The sequence below is a fragment of the Bradyrhizobium sp. KZN70725 genome (assembly GCF_055264925.1).
The window spans coordinates 21,702-37,279 of record NZ_JBUYWT010000067.1 but is presented as its reverse complement, the minus strand read 5'-3'; the positions used below and the strand labels follow the sequence as shown (position 1 = coordinate 37,279).

At 57.9% G+C, this 15,578-nt stretch carries 13 protein-coding genes and 2 pseudogenes; 8 read left to right on the top strand and 7 right to left on the bottom strand.

What is annotated here, in order from left to right; genetic code table 11:
- Nucleotides 1-97, top strand: a pseudogene (locus tag ACZBJS_RS36700) (IS5/IS1182 family transposase); the annotation flags it as partial.
- A 90-nt stretch (nucleotides 98-187) separates the two neighbouring features.
- Complete coding sequence (locus tag ACZBJS_RS36695; RefSeq protein ID WP_463439940.1) at nucleotides 188-1,090, top strand: type III polyketide synthase; 903 nt, start codon at nucleotides 188-190, stop codon at nucleotides 1,088-1,090.
- A 157-nt stretch (nucleotides 1,091-1,247) separates the two neighbouring features.
- Here the strand turns inward: ACZBJS_RS36695 and ACZBJS_RS36690 are convergent, their stop codons facing one another.
- Nucleotides 1,248-1,604, bottom strand: coding sequence for a hypothetical protein (locus ACZBJS_RS36690; protein WP_463439939.1), 357 nt, complete (start codon nucleotides 1,602-1,604; stop codon nucleotides 1,248-1,250).
- 310 nt (nucleotides 1,605-1,914) lie between these two features.
- Here ACZBJS_RS36690 and ACZBJS_RS36685 point away from each other — a divergent pair, with 310 nt between their 5' ends.
- Nucleotides 1,915-3,318 (top strand): hypothetical protein, encoded by a 1,404-nt coding sequence (locus ACZBJS_RS36685; protein ID WP_463439938.1) that lies wholly within the window; start codon nucleotides 1,915-1,917, stop codon nucleotides 3,316-3,318.
- Nucleotides 3,319-3,724: 406 nt separating this feature from the next.
- On the opposite strand, the gene ACZBJS_RS36680 is transcribed toward ACZBJS_RS36685, so the two are convergent.
- Complete coding sequence (locus ACZBJS_RS36680; RefSeq protein WP_463439937.1) at nucleotides 3,725-4,051, bottom strand: hypothetical protein; 327 nt, start codon at nucleotides 4,049-4,051, stop codon at nucleotides 3,725-3,727.
- Between the two features lie 130 nt (nucleotides 4,052-4,181).
- Here ACZBJS_RS36680 and ACZBJS_RS36675 point away from each other — a divergent pair, with 130 nt between their 5' ends.
- Together ACZBJS_RS36675 and ACZBJS_RS36670 are read left to right on the top strand one after the other, a co-directional pair.
- A complete protein-coding gene (locus ACZBJS_RS36675; protein ID WP_463439936.1) occupies nucleotides 4,182-4,616 on the top strand; it encodes an SET domain-containing protein in 435 nt (144 codons plus the stop codon).
- A 1,305-nt stretch (nucleotides 4,617-5,921) separates the two neighbouring features.
- Nucleotides 5,922-6,056, top strand: coding sequence for a transposase (locus tag ACZBJS_RS36670; RefSeq protein WP_229194662.1), 135 nt, complete (start codon nucleotides 5,922-5,924; stop codon nucleotides 6,054-6,056).
- A gap of 271 nt (nucleotides 6,057-6,327) precedes the next feature.
- Here ACZBJS_RS36670 and ACZBJS_RS36665 read toward each other — a convergent pair whose 3' ends face one another.
- Complete coding sequence (locus ACZBJS_RS36665; RefSeq protein WP_463439935.1) at nucleotides 6,328-6,759, bottom strand: hypothetical protein; 432 nt, start codon at nucleotides 6,757-6,759, stop codon at nucleotides 6,328-6,330.
- 1,162 nt (nucleotides 6,760-7,921) lie between these two features.
- Nucleotides 7,922-11,332 carry an autotransporter family protein gene (locus ACZBJS_RS36660; RefSeq protein WP_463439934.1) on the bottom strand — a complete coding sequence of 1,137 codons (3,411 nt, stop codon included), beginning with the start codon at nucleotides 11,330-11,332 and terminating at the stop codon, nucleotides 7,922-7,924.
- A 521-nt stretch (nucleotides 11,333-11,853) separates the two neighbouring features.
- Between ACZBJS_RS36660 and ACZBJS_RS36655 the strand changes: the two genes are divergently transcribed.
- From ACZBJS_RS36655 to ACZBJS_RS36645, 3 genes and pseudogenes are all read left to right on the top strand, one after another.
- Nucleotides 11,854-12,045, top strand: a complete 192-nt coding sequence (locus ACZBJS_RS36655; protein WP_463439933.1) for a hypothetical protein — start codon at nucleotides 11,854-11,856, stop codon at nucleotides 12,043-12,045.
- Between the two features lie 199 nt (nucleotides 12,046-12,244).
- Nucleotides 12,245-12,488, top strand: a pseudogene (locus tag ACZBJS_RS36650) (MFS transporter); the annotation flags it as partial.
- A gap of 231 nt (nucleotides 12,489-12,719) precedes the next feature.
- Nucleotides 12,720-12,947: a hypothetical protein gene (locus ACZBJS_RS36645; RefSeq protein ID WP_463439932.1), complete on the top strand. Its 228-nt coding sequence runs from the start codon at nucleotides 12,720-12,722 to the stop codon at nucleotides 12,945-12,947.
- Between the two features lie 311 nt (nucleotides 12,948-13,258).
- Here the strand turns inward: ACZBJS_RS36645 and ACZBJS_RS36640 are convergent, their stop codons facing one another.
- The 3 genes from ACZBJS_RS36640 to ACZBJS_RS36630 all read right to left on the bottom strand — a co-directional run bounded on the left by ACZBJS_RS36640 (nucleotide 13,259) and on the right by ACZBJS_RS36630 (nucleotide 15,249).
- Nucleotides 13,259-14,566: a type II toxin-antitoxin system HipA family toxin gene (locus tag ACZBJS_RS36640; RefSeq protein ID WP_463439931.1), complete on the bottom strand. Its 1,308-nt coding sequence runs from the start codon at nucleotides 14,564-14,566 to the stop codon at nucleotides 13,259-13,261.
- Nucleotides 14,566-14,820, bottom strand: coding sequence for a helix-turn-helix domain-containing protein (locus ACZBJS_RS36635; RefSeq protein WP_050399954.1), 255 nt, complete (start codon nucleotides 14,818-14,820; stop codon nucleotides 14,566-14,568). The genes ACZBJS_RS36640 and ACZBJS_RS36635 overlap by 1 nt, the downstream gene beginning before the upstream one ends.
- 228 nt (nucleotides 14,821-15,048) lie before the next feature.
- Nucleotides 15,049-15,249, bottom strand: coding sequence for a ParB N-terminal domain-containing protein (locus ACZBJS_RS36630; protein ID WP_253624669.1), 201 nt, complete (start codon nucleotides 15,247-15,249; stop codon nucleotides 15,049-15,051).
- Nucleotides 15,250-15,578: the final 329 nt, after the last annotated feature.

Here is a 15,578-nt window from a genome sequence, read left to right as displayed (position 1 = left end):
CAAGCACTTTCGCGCTATCGCGACCCGCTACGACAAACTCGCCAGAAACTTTCTCGCCGGCATCCACTTGGCCTCAGCTTTCATCTTGCTCAACTGAGGACAGGCTCTAGTCGATCAGCGGTTCTTTTGTGTTACGCCCGAATGGCTTCTCGGGGAGCATCGCATAAGTGAGACCAACCAGGTATATTTGGATTGGGCGAAGGAGCTCGCGTGCAAAGCGACCGTGCTCTGTCTCGACCGGGCTGGGGTTAAGCCCGAGCAAGTCGATCGGGTTTTGTTCGTCTCGACGACAGGGATAGCGACCCCCAGTCTCGACGTGGACCTGATCTTCAAAGTCGGGTTGCGACCAGACGTGGGACGGACGCCGATTTTTGGCCTCGGATGCGCTGGGGGAGCATCAGGAGTTAGTTTAGCAGGAGCCCTTTGCCGAGCAACCAACGAACGTATTCTCCTCGTTGCTGTGGAGCTGACTTCCCTTACATTCCAACCGAATGATCTCACGCCAAAGAACGTTGTCGCCTCAAGCCTCTTTGGAGATGGCGCTGCCGCCTTATTAATCGGGCCACCTGAAAGCGGTACTGGCAAGCTGGATATCGTGAGAAGTACGAGTTTGCTTCACCCGGACTCGACTTCCCTAATGGGCTGGCATTTTGGCGACTCCGGATTTGAAGTCGTGGTCTCCGAGCGCATTCCGTCGATGATTAGCGAATTGATGCCACGTGCAATGAGCTCGTTGCTCGCGGAGGCTGGCGTCCTTCCTGGCCAAGTAAGGAGCTTTATCTTTCATCCTGGCGGGAGAAAAGTATTGGAAGTTTGTGAGCGGGGCCTTGGCAGGTCCTCTGAGAGCTTTTTTTCCAGCTATGAGACACTTCGACTTCATGGAAATATGTCGAGCGCAACTGTGCTATTCGTGCTGGAACACGTGCTAGCGCATGAGGAGCAAGCGGCTGGATCATACGGTATCTTAGGCGCCTTCGGGCCAGGCTTCTCAGCCGAACTGACGCTACTGAAATGGGCTAACACGGAAGCAGCACAGCCAAAGCCCGTCCACCTCGAGCCGCCGGGCAACCAATTGCAGCGGTTTGCCTAGTCGTGATCGGCATCACTAAACTGTTCGCTTGGTGCTGTCGAGCGCTCGCGCGCCCGAGATGCTGCCGCTGGTCAGGTCTGCTCAACGGTACCCAGCAGCGTCCGCGAGACCGCTTGCAGTTACAGCATCGCTCCTGAACCGATCTGGCTGTCCCCTGTTAGGTAACCTCAGACGCCGATTTGATCAATTTCGAATCTTCGTCACGGTCTAGTCGCTCATGCACCGCCCTGATGGCCTTGAAGACCGGAAAGCGCTTTTGCTCGATTTTCAGGTACTCGTCCGTTCGATGGATGACGCCTTGCGAGTGCAATAATTCAAGCCCGCTCCTGGCGACACGCAACATGTCGCACATCACGTCCACCTTCACATCAGTCGCACGCAGAAATTCCTGCACTGTCCGCACCGCGACACGTGCCAAGATTGCTGGATCCGATTCATCCTTTGCGGCCAGAGTCCAGGCCTTCTCGGCAAAGCATGCCTTCAACGAAGAGGTCCGCCTCAGTTTGGGCACCATCCGGTCGGCATCGTCAGAGCACATCCCAGCTCAGTACACACTTCATTTGGGACGATTTTGTAGGTCCCATGATGCTACTCAAAATAGAATCTGTTCGTGCCGGCCCCGACTCAGCCCAGCCAGTGTTCCCGAAAAATGCAATCCGGCATCCTTGGCGCGTCCCTCTGGTGAGTGTGGCAGCGGGCTGGCCAATTTGGCTCTCTCTCAAGTCTCTAAGTGCGTCAGCTTGTCGACAGCTGAACCTAATAGAGCGAGAACAAAGAGCGACACTATCTGCTCGGGATTGCGACCGACTCAAACGGGAGGTGACATGGACCCATTCAACAGCATCAACCCATTCAACCAAGATCGCGCTGCTCACAACGCCGCGGAGCCACAACCGCAGCAGCAGCAAGCGGAGTTTGAGCCGTACTTGGATGAAGTGCCGCAGCTTGATACCCGTGCCGTCGCAAGGGTTCCTGTTTCACCAGATCACTACTATCCTCGTTTGTTCGACGAAGACCGTAGACTCACCGAGGCGTTGGAACTTGTGCACCATAGGGCCCAAGGTCCTCATCCCGAAGACGCAGTTGCCAGACGCCTCGGGGGCGCCGCCGCGCAGCACAGCGCGCCGCGAGAAGCTTTAAGTTGGCCGAAGGAGCTGACTGCGGAACATCACGATCAGGATCCGCTGCGAGGGATGATGGGCGAAGCAATCCCAGCACCGTCTCTCAACCCAACCGCGCGCGATCACCAGGCATCGGATCCCGGAGAAGCCGTTCGTCACTTCAACTGGAGCGACGGTTACCAGCCGGCTGCGAATGAACGGACGGGGAGCGCCTCCCTTTCAAGTCACGCGGCCCTCATGGGTGAGGATTTCAGCGGGCAGTTGAGTCCTGCGAAGAGGCAGAGGACGCTAAGCCATGCGGAACTGGATGCTATTGAGCGCCAGCTGAGCGAGCCGGGCAATTCAATGGCTCGTGTGCTGATGGAAAGCGCCGGAGCACCGTCGCCTTTCGGGCCAGCGGTCGGTTCGCCATTGGTCCTTCCTGAGGAAGGTTACGATCAGGATCAGCTGTGGGCGATGGCGGAAGACGCCGGCCCATCATCGTCTCTCGAGCCAACCGCGCGCCATCAGCAGACCCTGGATTTAGGAGCGGTCGTTCGTCCCTTCAACTTCCGGCAGGGCGACCAGCACGCGTCGGCTGCGCTTGACGGTAGCAGCATCCCGCCGAGCCAGGACAGCCGACCTAACAGTTTCGTGGTTCACACTGACCGCTACACCGCGCTGTTCGTGCCCGCGGCGACGATGAGGCGAAGCAGCCCACTCAATCCGCCAGGCGCTGCCATGCGTCCCGGCTTTCGACCGGAAGGCCTTCCGAACCCCAGTGCGCAACCGGCGAATCGGGCCTCGCAAGCGCAGCTTGGACGGTCGACGGAAAATGCCGCTCCGGCGTCCTCCAGGGCTGAGACGACGTCCCCTGCGGTCCGCGAGATTTATGCTGCATCATGGGCCGCTCCCGAGGGCTTTTCGCACGGCACCCAACCCGCCCCGGACACGATGCTCTCGAAGCTCGGCCGCTGGGGCCTCTTGCCGGACGCGGCGCAGCCGTCAAAACAGTACGACATTCGTGGCGAGCGCTACACCGCCCTCTTGGGCCCGGGAGGGCCCAATGACGTTCGGCTCATCCATCACCCCACGAATGGAGACGCCGACAGACACTCCCGACGCTAGCAGCCCGTCCAATTGGCGACCTTTGTGGGCGGTGTAGATGAGCGCTACCCGTCCCGATGAACTTGCGCGCGTCATCGCTCAGCGTCTCCTCGTTCAGCCGAACGGCCATCGCCTCTTGTTATTGAAGAGCCGGCCGTCAAAGCTGCGAAGAAAAAACCTACGGTGTTCTTGACGGAACGTTTGGCGGCATTGCCCTTCGTAAGGCCTTCCTCAAGCCCCGAAATAAAGGAAGCATCCTCGGAGTAAAGAGGCTGCTTCCTGCCTCCCATTGAAACCCCGGTCGATTGCACTGGTGCCAACTGATGACGACGGGTCTGATGGTGCAGCAACCCCAGATGCACATCTTGGTTGTGGCCTTCCGCAACTCTTCTGGCCAACGCCCTGCTGCGGCGTTGTCGATCCGCCTCTAGTCTATCGGTGGCGTATCTTCGGGATCGGCAATGGCCGGAATACCGAGCGCGATCGCCATCGCTTTAGCGCCGACCGACGACTTCCGCAGCTGAGCCCGTGCTGCGCCGACGTTGCCGCCAACGCCAGTGTCCTGGTTATAGTTCTTGACATCAGCATCCAGCGCCTCCGCGGAAAGCCGGCCAGCAATGCCCTTCCTATTTCTTTGAGGCAGATACTCGCTGAAACCTCTGAGAGCAGTGCATAGATCCTCCCGACTACGCCACCGACGCTCGCTCGGTTCGCTGAGATCCTGATCCGACAGCAGCAGCAGCACCGAAAACAATGCAGAGATCGAAGAAAAATCGAAATCGTGGTGGATGCGCGATTAGACGACCCTACCGATTCTTGCAGATGATTTGCGGGACTTAGGTCAGTTAGCTTGCTGGGTGTTAGTCGCTTTTGGGGATATTTCAGTGTTGATTGTTGAAACCATTTTGAAGCCAGACCGCTTTGGCGGCATCGGACTTTTCTCTGCTACTCTTTTACCTAAAGGCACATTAGTTTGGATTCATAATCCAATCGTTGACATTGCCGTGACGCCTGAACAGTACGAAGCCCTCCCTCCAACATTTCAAGCTTTACTTGACAAGCATGCCTATCCAAGAGATCGCGATGTTGATGATGGTGTTGTAGAGTACAATGCTGACAATGCCCGTTTCATGAATCACAGCAGTCAGCCAAACACATATCAAGGCGATCATTGCCGAATTTTCACAGCCCGTGACGTACAACCCGGTGAAGAACTGACCTGCGATTACCTGTCTTTCGATCCAAGGTGCGACTTATCGTGGGTTAAAGAGCTAGCGCCGAATCCTGGAGCCGGAAGGCGCCAGGTGGCGTTGGATTGAGTTTGCGGTCTGGCGACGTTGATTCCGTCGGCAAATTTACACCGGGGAGAGTTTCGGCAGCTCTTGTCCCCATCGAGACGACCCGAGTTGAAGATCATCGTGAGCGCGGTCTTGTTCGACGTCCCTCGGCCGCGCACGAACGCGCTTTCGATGACGTTGGTCCCCTCTACGCGGAGTTCACTACATCTGTTGTGCCAACCTAAGGCTTCGTTACTGACTCGCTTTTTTACTCGCTAATGTCCGCAACGCGTCCTGGCAGCGAAAACACTGGGCTGCTGTTACGATTCCCCCCGTGAGTCTTTAAGGGAATTGGTGCGGCGTTCATGCAAAGCAGACCGCGGGAGCGGACGCTGCTGCCCCAACTGCCTCGACGACTTGGTTGACAAGAGCAGCCCGGTTCGCGTGATCGACGTATTTGTCGATGCGCTCGGCTGAGATAGGCTTTGAGGTTGCGGAGCCGGCGGCGGTTGGCCATCGTACCATCCCTCGGCGCTCCTCAGGCTTTACATTTACGGCTATCTAAACCCGGATGCAGTCGGGCCGGCGGCTGGAACGAGAGGCCGGGCAATGTCGACGTGATGTGGCTGCTGGTTCGGCTCGCTCCCGATCACAGACGATTGCGGACTTCCGCAAGGACGACGGCCTGGCGCTGCGCAAGGTGTGTGCGAGCTTCGTCGAACTCTGCCAAGAAACGGGCCATCTGGCGGCGGCCAGCCGTCGCCATCGACGGTAGCAAGTTCAAGGCCGCGAACAACCCGGACAGGAACTTCACGCGCGCGAAGATGGAGCGACGGCGTGCTCTGTTGGAGGAGAGCGGCACGCTATCTGAGCCAAACACGGCCGAAGCCAAGAGCCGACAAGCCGCCGACCACGAAGGTGACGAGGCTTTCCCACAAGCTGACAAAGCCGAAGGAAGGAAATGGACATGCTTGCTTTCTGCGAGAAGCAAATGCTTGCTTCACCAAGTGACCTGCCACTGAAGTTTCATCCAGCAGCGGTTAGGTACGCCAAGTGGCTTGCAGTGAGACTGAAGTTTGGACCACCGAGAACTAGAGTTTTGCGCCTTGGTCACGTTGGCGGGCGGTTGCGCCGACTGGTTTTGCAGCAAAATCGGCGGTCGATCGCCGATCGCCCCGTGAGCGACAGGTCCGCCATTGCAGCCACCGCACTTTATTGGCATCGGCGAGGTGTTGATGTGGAGCTTTGAGTGCAAACTCGGCGCTCCCCCCGCCTCATTCCGACCGAAAGGCCGAGCCGAGGCAGAGGAAGCAGCATGACGAGGAGATCGTCGCATCCTTGCCGGGAGTGAAACGGATCGTCCTCGCCGCGCTGCTCACAGAAGCCTTCGATGCCCTGCAGCAACGTGACTATGCCGCCTTGCGTAGTTTGACAGGAGTCGCGCCAGTCACCAAGCGCTCGGGTAGGAGCTGCCTTGGATAGAAGGCAGGCTCCGCGCTTTTTGTCTTTATTCCTGCATAGTGACGTTTGGCATGCGAGCTGCTGAGAGGCTCATCGGCTTGGCTGTTTATCTTCACGCGTCTCCAGACAGGTCAAGCTTGGCGTAGAAAAACTCGGCGCGGGTGGTGCCTCCACACACCCGCGCGTCTTTTTCCGTTAACCCCAGGCCGCGGCTTGGCCAAAGACGCTGTGGAGACCATTCCATGAACGTGAAGCCTTCCGAACGTGGCGAGTGTCTGCGCCCGTTGCCAGACTAGCGCCTTGACTTCGGTTTCCACCAGCGCCTCGCGCTGCAGTTGCCGGCATAACGCTTCAGTTGCGACCCGGGTAGTATTTGTATTTTATCGGTGTTCAGCTCGACGCTTTTTGCAACCTCGCCGCCAAACCATTCACTAAACTGAACTGGAATGATCCGAATGTTCTTTCGGCAGGCAGCCGACTGCAGCATCGCCTGAAGCGTCGTGCAGTTGTTTTTCAAGACCGCCCGTTCGCCCGCCGGAATGACAGACTTTGCAAAAACCGTAACTGTTTTTGCAGAGGCTGTAATCTTGCGTGGAAATGCAACGCAGCGGAAGCCATCCATGCCGTAGACGCATCTCATCTTTCGAAGCTCGATAGGCTGCCCAATGAACTGGGCGGGATCGGCACAAATGTCGTTCCACTCAACAAGCCGAAAATCATTCACGGTGGAAGTCACAACGAACCTGTTAGTGATCTCTGTTTCCGGCGAGCGAGGTACGTCGGCAGCGAGCGCGGGCCGCGGCGAACAGAGCGTGATTGCAGCTCCAAAAGAACACCATAGCAATCTACTGAATCGCACATTCGACATCAAAGCTAGCCCTTGTTTTGTATTAAGAATTCGCATCGTCACAACGGAGTATTTCGACTGAGCGGGTTGTGCATGAGCAAGAACCACACCAACGTTCTACGGCAGAGGCGACGAAGCGGCACGCCGCAGATGCGCAGTACAATCTATTATGTCTGACGACCTCACATCGCGCTGCGTCCCCTACACTCAGCCTCTTTCGACACTTGATGTAAGCGATTTAACGTGCGAGCTGCTCGACGAACCAGCAGCGTTTTTGTGCAAGGTCGCAGGACTAAACCGGCTCGGAAGCACAGTGCATAGCCACCCTAAGACTACTGAAGCGGCCGACCGCGTCGAGTGACACCTCACTTCGCGTGAACACTGGGAAAAGAGTCACTTCAAGGTCACGGCCCGATGGTTGACTTCGAAGTTTAAGCCGCCTTAAGACGAGGTTATCTCAACGCCGTATTGGACGATGGTTCGCATGGTCCCGCCGGCCTATTCCCAGGGCACGCCGCAAAGGGGCTCCAGCCACTGCCGCTGCTTTTCCAGAGCTCGTCCGCAGCGCGCGAGCGTTTCTCCAGAGCCTCGGCCTCGCCAGGATGGCCGAATCCGTTGCGCGCATTCGCGCATGGCTTTGTCCAGCGCTGCCTGCCCGAAGCCATTGACTTGTCGCGCCGTTCGCGACCCGTTGCGTCGAGGCTTCCTTCCCGCAGGCGCTCGGTCCTTGGGCCCCCAATGTTCCTTTGGAATTCAGCTGGATCTCCGGCTCACGCTCGGTGATCATGCGAGCCGGAGTCGGACGGCCGCTCGATCCCACCCGACGCTTGAGGCGCTCTAGACGATGTCGGAAGATCGTCAGCGTTGATGCAAATGCTGCTTGCCCTCGAGAGAGTTCGCTCCGACATCCCGCGCGGAAGTCAGCACCGGCGTTCAAGCAGGCTAGCCTCGATCGTAAGCGCCAGCCTCTCGTCGAGGAAACCTGGATTGAAATAACGAGATCTCATTGCTGTGTAGCACGCGGGCGAAATGCATTGCATCAGAACTTCACATTGAAGGTGGCATTCAGTCCGTTCTGGGTGATGCCTGAACCGAACTGACCCTGGTAGGCGATGCCAAGGGTGCTGTTGTTCGAAAGGCGGAAATCCAGGCCGGATTCGACGAGTGCGAGATCCTTGCCAATCGATACGCCTGAAGCTGCAAAAGCGCTGGAACCAGCAACAAAGCTCGCGGTCGACAGCGGAATGAGGTCGCCTATGGCATGACGCCAGCCAATATCGGCTCGCGCAGTCGTGGCGATCTGGCCAAGTTGAAAACGGGTGGTCGCGTAGACGCCGAGCGTGGAGAGCGTCGTATCCATCGTGCCAGCGCGAACATTAAGCGCCGCCCCGTTCAACCCCCTTTCGAAAATCCCATCGGTCGCGACTCGAAGATGGGCGAGATTGGCATAGGGCTCGATGACGGAAGACTTGCCGAGAGCGACTTTGTACCCGAGTTCTCCAAAAATCTGGAACGTGCCTGCATCGTAATCCGAGATCAAGTTGTCGTTGAAGCCCGGGAACCGAACGTTGCGGCTCATCTCAAGATCGTGCCATGTATAGGCAAGGCCTGAGCGGAAGGCGATGGCCCCTTCCGGCACGGTCCACTCGGTGCCGGCATAGGTCCCGAACGTGTAATTGTCGCTGCGGCCTGACGAGGAAGCAGCGCCAACCTTGAAAGTGGAACGGCTATAGCCCGCAAGGACACCGACGCGCCAGTCATCAAATACCGGCGTGTCGATCCCGGTCATGAGGCCGCTGATGGTGGATCTGGTGCTCGCACCATTGCTATCACCCGATTGGGTCGTCCATCCGCCAAAGGCAGAAGCCCAGGCTGCATACCCCTGCAGGTCATAAGAGGGCAGGCCAGAAGAAACCGGGCCGACCAGGCCGGTGGCAGAGGCAGAACTGCCGTCTCGCCTCGGCTCAGGACCATAACCCATCACCGCCATCGCTGAGGTTGGCGCGCCGCCAAACGCCTGTTCGAGACGGTTGTAGACTGCCGAACGCGCATAGTAGCTGTCATTGACACGTCTGCCCTGCTCCGACGCATAGATGGACGGAGAAAGTTGACGCAGCCCAGATGTCACCGCCGTGCCGTCCGGCGCGGAAAAGTCGAACGCCGCGACGAGCGGGTGCAGCCCTATAGCCGCGTTGCCAGCTACTCGATCGAGCGCCGCGCCCACCTGGCGGCTGTTGGCGTCGGCTCCATAACGCGAATAGGCATCGGATGGGCGGGAGAGCGTCAAGGCGTAGGTGTTGTCGCCTTGAGCCGTTGCACTCGCCAGCAAGGTTGGCGATTGCAGGGCTGTCGTCACGTTCGCGAACGAGCCTGTGAGATTTGTTGCATTCAGCCACTGATCGGAGGAGACGTTAAAGCCGCTACCATACCAGCCACGCTGCGGGGTGATCGTGAGTGTACCGTCGAGCGTTGCATTGCCGTTCACGATGAGGCGGCTGAACGCGCCAGTATCGTTTACGGCGACCTGCAAGCGACCGGTCGAGGTTTGCAGATAGTCGCCATTCACCTTGATGCTGTTGTCCAGACCGTTGATGAGGGGCGCGACAGCACCGCTATTGGTGAAGCGACCACTGGCATTGAGCAGATAACTGCCGTTGCCTGATAGGGTTGCACCTTGCGCGACACTTGCGTCGTACACCTCGTGATTGCCAGCCAATGTCGTGGCGCCACCGGCGAACTGCAGCGAAAGATTGTTACGTCCGACGATATTACCGTCGTAGCGGGTTACAAAATTTGCGTCTGGCTCCTGCGTTGAGTGACCGTTCGCATCAGGCTTCAACCCGAACGTTAATTTGGTCAGACGCGGAGCACCGTTCTCGTCAAGCTGGTTGTAGTCAGACAAGATGTCCCCCGACAATGCAGAGCCACGCATCACATTGATCTCGCCGACGTAACCGTTTTTCGACATGTACATCGCTGCATGATTGCCGGCCAGGCGCCCGGTCAGATCGAACTTGCTGACGAGCGGACCTGCGATTTCGCTCAGCATCGGGGCTTGGTTATCGCCAATCGTGCGAATATACGAGCCACGATATTCATAGTAGTTGCCCATCGCATTGTTGCCAAAGTCGAAACTTGCCGCGATGCCATGCTCACCGAGAGCCTGCACATCGCCACGCTGAGTCAGTGTGTGATCCTTGCCATAGGCGAACATAACACCGCGCCCATACGCGCCGTCGGCGTACACACGGGTCCCGGGCGGAATAGCGATCTGATTGTTTTCGCCGTCGACGCGGATGCCGGAGCCCCCTGCTCCTTTCGAAAGCAGGTCGGCGCGCTGGACCACAGTGTTGCCGCTGCCATAGACGTGCAGTCCCAGTCCGAGAGTAGCCGTATTGTACGTATTTGGCAGATAGGCGGTACCCTCAGCATTCCGAGCGAAGAACGGATTGTCGTTTATCAGATCGCGACCGGTGCCATAGATGGAGTAACCAAATAGACCACGCCGATCAATGCTTTGGCCGATGTCCTGGAAGGCGGCGATCTCCGCCTCCATCGGGGCGGTGTAGTTCCGGTATTGCTGGTGGCTCAACAGGCTGTTCTTAAGCTCGCTATGCGAGACAAAGGGGACATCCAGCCGGCCGTCCTCAGTCATCACTCGAACCGGAATACCTGGCATGGCACCGGCCAGCACTTCACTCACATGCTTCCCGGCAAAATAGCCCCGATCGTGGCGCAGGTCGAAAACGTCCCCAGCTGGCGGGTTCACGCACAACGAGCAATAGATCACCTGCCCCGGCCTGGCTTGTTTGCCGTTGTCGTCATACAAATGGTTAGTCCAGGCATTTATCGCCATAGGGAAGTACGGTGATATCGGCTCGGTGCGCCAACCATCATAGCCATCAATGGTACCGGTCATTCCCAGCTGATGAGCGAACTCATGAATCATAACAGGTGCCAGGCCGATCTTCGGCGTCATTGGCAATTGCGAAGGAATGTATGCTTCGGATGAAAATCCCATTTCGCCGATCGCAATCATACCATGTGCGCCATGGTTCAACTCGCCCGGATTCTGACCGGTGACTGCCGCCTGCACCTTGTTCTCGCCATCAGGCGAGCTCTGGACTGAGGCCCATGCCGTGTTGCCCTGAATTCCGCCGATGTTGACGACGGCCGGCGACTGCCCGGGTTTGACCCTTATGATTTCGGCCCAATAGCGGATCGCTGCGAGCGAATGGTCCGTTTCCCATTGCGCTAGATCCCGAGCTGAATACGCCGGCTCGCTACCTCCGCCACAACAGAAAGGGCCATCTCCGGGACCGAATATCCGTGCTCGGATAAAGGACACGCCGTTCGAATCCCTAACATCGTAAGTTTCAACCGCTCTACTGGGAGAATCCAGCAAGGCACTAGCCGCAAGCACGATGGTCGTAATTGTCTTCGTCTTCATTTACAGATTCTGTTCGAGGTCTTGATTGCCGGCGTGCTTCGCCGTCCAACTTGGAGCGCGCGTGCACGCAGATGCGCCAGCGAAGCGCAGCCGTCATTGATCGGACATCGGCCTTGCGCCTTCGTAGCCCGAGTCTGAAGGCAGAACTTCAATTCAAAAGGAAGGCTAGCTCTCTGCAGGGAAGCCAGCCTTGATGAAGTCAAGTCAACTCACAAATATGTCCCTCATTGCTGGTGACTTTGATTTCAACTTCCTCAAGCTCAAGCTCTGGCACTTCACGCTTGCCATTTGCGATCCGCCGAGCCGCGGCTCGCCCGAGCGAAGATGACCGCCCGATGCTTCGCGGCCGTGGCCGATGTCGAGCGTTTTCATGGGCCCCGTTAACAATGCGAGCTCCTATTGTCTTTTGATCGCAGACAGATCCTGCATTCTGCAGCGCCAATCCCGACAAAAGCAGGCGACTGCACGCAACTAACAAGCAGCGGAGCAAAAGCCGGGCCAAATCGCCTGATGCCTTCGCCGTGCGCAAACAGATGAACGCAGCAACGCCGCGCGGCGGCCCTTCGCGTGAAAACGGGCGATGCCTGTGCGTCGCCCGCCAATGTTGTCGCAAACTCGCCATTGCACAGGAGCAAAAGGACTGCCACGCCCGACAATTGCAGCGCGCCCTGTTCATCTTTGCTGGCGATCGCCGTGATCGGTTCAAGGTTTGAATGGGGCGTAAGAGGCAGGCATTTTTGTTGCACTCATCGTCGCGAGCTTCGCCCTGGCATGCGTCAGGCAGATGTAGAGCACCGGGACGTAAGCCCGGCCACCTCAAGCTAGACGACGTGTAGGGCAACTGAAATGCAGCGTGCGCGACCTGACTGGTCGAAATGCTCGGCCGGCGATCGAGCTCCAGACGGATCGAGGATGGCTAGGCAGTTTACTGGGAAGAAGCCGGAGCCCGTCCTCTTTCCGGCAGACGAACGCTTGACCGGCCGCGCTGTGTGGGGAGCAACCATCGGCAATATTCTCGAGTTATACGACTTCGGAACCTATAGCTGTTTCGCCATCCAGATCGGTCATGCATTCTTCCCGGCAAGCGACCCGTTGCCAGCCTCATGCTGCCGCTCGCAACCTTCGGCGCTGATTTGTGACCACGCCGATCGGGGCATCCTGCTCGGCTCGCCGGCGCTTCCAATAGAACAAAGCCGTCCGCCATTGTCTTGTACGAGCATGGCAGAGTCCTTTGGCAACTCCTTTACTGTTGTCGCCGTGACGGCAGACAATGTCTCGGCGGACGGGCCAGAGCGGCGAATCTGGATCGCATTCGCCAAACCGAGCCAGGCTTCGAGATTAGTGCTCACCGCTGCCCCCCGAAGGTTGGACATCGGTGGTTGTGGACATGGAATTGACGGACAAACAGCGACGAACGTTCGAGGAACTTAACGTCAAGCTCGGCGATGTTTACCGATTGAGGAAGTATAGCCTGCTGCATCGCAGCTACCTATTCAACGCTTGCGCCGTTTGCTCTCAGCCTGTTCGCGGCCTTAAGCTGGTCTGCGATGTGATCGGAGATGTCGCCGATTTCAGCTTGCAAGTCGGCCTGGATGTTCGGAAACCGAGCCCGTAATAGCGAGACTCAGCCCGTTCGTTGAATATCTCAAGTGCGGCCCGAATCGAGCTCCTCTGGAGCGATCGGGCCATCATAGCGGGAACACCCTGGAGCGCGCGGGGCTGGCGTTGCTGGTGACCATGATCATCATCGGCGCGCCGATCATCGCGTTCCGGCAATTCTGGCGCCGGCGCCGCCGACGGCGATCATGGGCGCGATGATCGCGCTGTCGACATTGATACCGACGCCGACGATCCTCATCCTGCTGGTGCCGGTGTTGGTGCCGCCAGCGCTGGCCCGCTCGCACGCAGCCCCTTAGGCTGAAAGTGTCAACGGTCGTTTATAAGACCGATGCGGCGAATAGCGGCGACTCTTATCGAGTCTGCCAATTCTTTGGGAAAGCCCTTGGGGAGGTCCTTTATCACTTTCGCAAAGGCTGCCTCGAAGTTTTCGACGAGATCCTCAAAGATTGCGTGGACTACGGCCGGCCCAACGCCGGAGATTTCGGCGGTCTGTAGGAAATGACGCGGCAAAATATCAGTCATTCCATAGTGGCGATTTTTGCCGACCGACATTGCAAGTTTAAAAGCTTTGCGCTGAATTTGTCCGGCGTCGAGGCTTGGTTGCGCGCTCAAGACATCATAAAGCGGCGTGAGCCGAAAGCGCCCGCCGGGGCTCAGGAATAGGCTAAAATTCTTAGCGTGTCCGTCGGTTGCGCCGATGAGCCAGAACACGATGCTGGCCCGCAAAAATGTCGCGATGTCTTCGGTCGGTTCATCGCTACCCTTGAGCAGTTGCAGGATGTCTTTCATGCCGGGGCCGCCATCCGATTGATATTTCCGGGTGGTGGGTACGGATAGAGCCTGGCAGCAATCTTCCTGAGGAAGGCGCAGCAACCTTTTATCATTGGTCCAGCGCCTATCGAAGCGCTCGACAATCAACGTGCGGCGACCACCAAAATCAGCGATCTCGACGTTCGCCGTTGGTACGCCAAGCGCGGCCAGCAGCTTAAGGCAGAAATATTCGTTCTCGACGCTGTTCGAGAGATCGATCCCGTTCGGCAAACGACCGATTTGCGGTTTGAGAATGTGCGTCGTCGCCGTGGTACCAGTCGGCTTGTACCATTTGCCATCTCGCCGCAGCAGGGCGGTCTTCTCCTGGGCACCAGCGATGGAAATCCGGAAATCGTCGTCTTCCCCCATCCCAAGTGGAGCGCTCGCAAGGTTCTTGATGATGGCGGCGACATCGCGGTCGGTGACAGCCTTCCCTTCGATCGTACCGGCAGGTCCAGGATCGACACGCTGTGGAAGAAACTGGAGCGCACCAACGCAATCATGCCCGAGTGCAAAGAGCATGCTGTAGGCGTCGGTACCTTTTGCCCCCACCCGCTCCGCGACTCGTTTGCGTATCTGTTCGCTATCGGGCAACAGGTTGTCAAACACGGCGATTACAGGTGCGCCGATATAGCGGTCTTCGCGCAAGGGCAGCGATAGCGAGATTGGGAAGGTCGATTTCCAGGAGAGCCATTGCGGAGCGTAACGAAAGTCGATCGCACCGCTGGACTCGCGCCGGAGCATGCCTGCCAGGCGTGCGTTGACGAACACATTCAGGGGCGCGTTTGCTGGAGGCCGGCCCATCAGAAAATGTCCTCGATGTCAGTCGAGGTGGCCTTGCTGCGGGTACGGACCACCAGTTCAAGATTGAGCGCGGCCAACGCCTCCATGAGGGTGTGGAGCTGAATGGCAGGCTCGCCCGCTTCCAGTCGGGATACGGTGCCCTGACGCAGATGGATCTGCTTTCCTAAGCCTGACTGGGTAAGTCCGGCCTGTCGGCGGGCCCGCCGTAGAATAGCGCCGAGTTGCTTTTCCGTACGAGCAATATGCTGCGTCATGTGAATCTCCGCGTTCAATATACGCGAATCCGTATAGATTGTCAATATACGCGAACCCGTATATTATAGCTGTATACGCGTATGCGTATATAACACAGATATACGCGATCGCGTATCGGCTATTCTCGATTGCGGGCCGTGCGGGGTGGTGCTTGGCAAGTCAGTGTTCGGCAACATTCCAAAATGTCATCGATCGCCGCCATCAATGCTGCCGTACTCGAGGCGTGCTTATCCGTCGTGCCAGATGGTCGCAAAGACGCATCCGCTGTTGGGATCGAAAAATGCGGCTTGCTCGTCCTTCTTGATCTCCTTGCGCTTGGCCCGAAGCAACTGAGCAAGACAGCGTCCCTCACCCGCATTGACCAGAAAGTGGCCGGTCGGTTTGTCCTTGGGGCCGCGTTCGGGTTCGACGACAGGAAATTGCAGCATGCCGAGGATGCGATACTGGCGGCGAGAGCTTCGACTTCAGCCTTTCGAATTTGGCATCTTACGAGCATTCTTGGGCGACTTCTTCAGTTTGCCCCGCGGCACCATCACGACGGGCTGCGGCGGAGGTCTTGGTTCTGTTGTTTTTCTCCTTAAGACTGAGTTGTGCGCGGCAAAAAGCCGCCATAACCCCTGCCTCGCAGCGCGTAGCGAGGTGTGCAAGGCGCAAGGGCTGAAGGAAGTTGGAACAACTTTTTTAGGTCACCGCGCGGAGCGTGGGGGAGCCAAAACCGAAGGCCTGCGCCGCGCCGGAAGGGCCGCGCCCCTAAGCT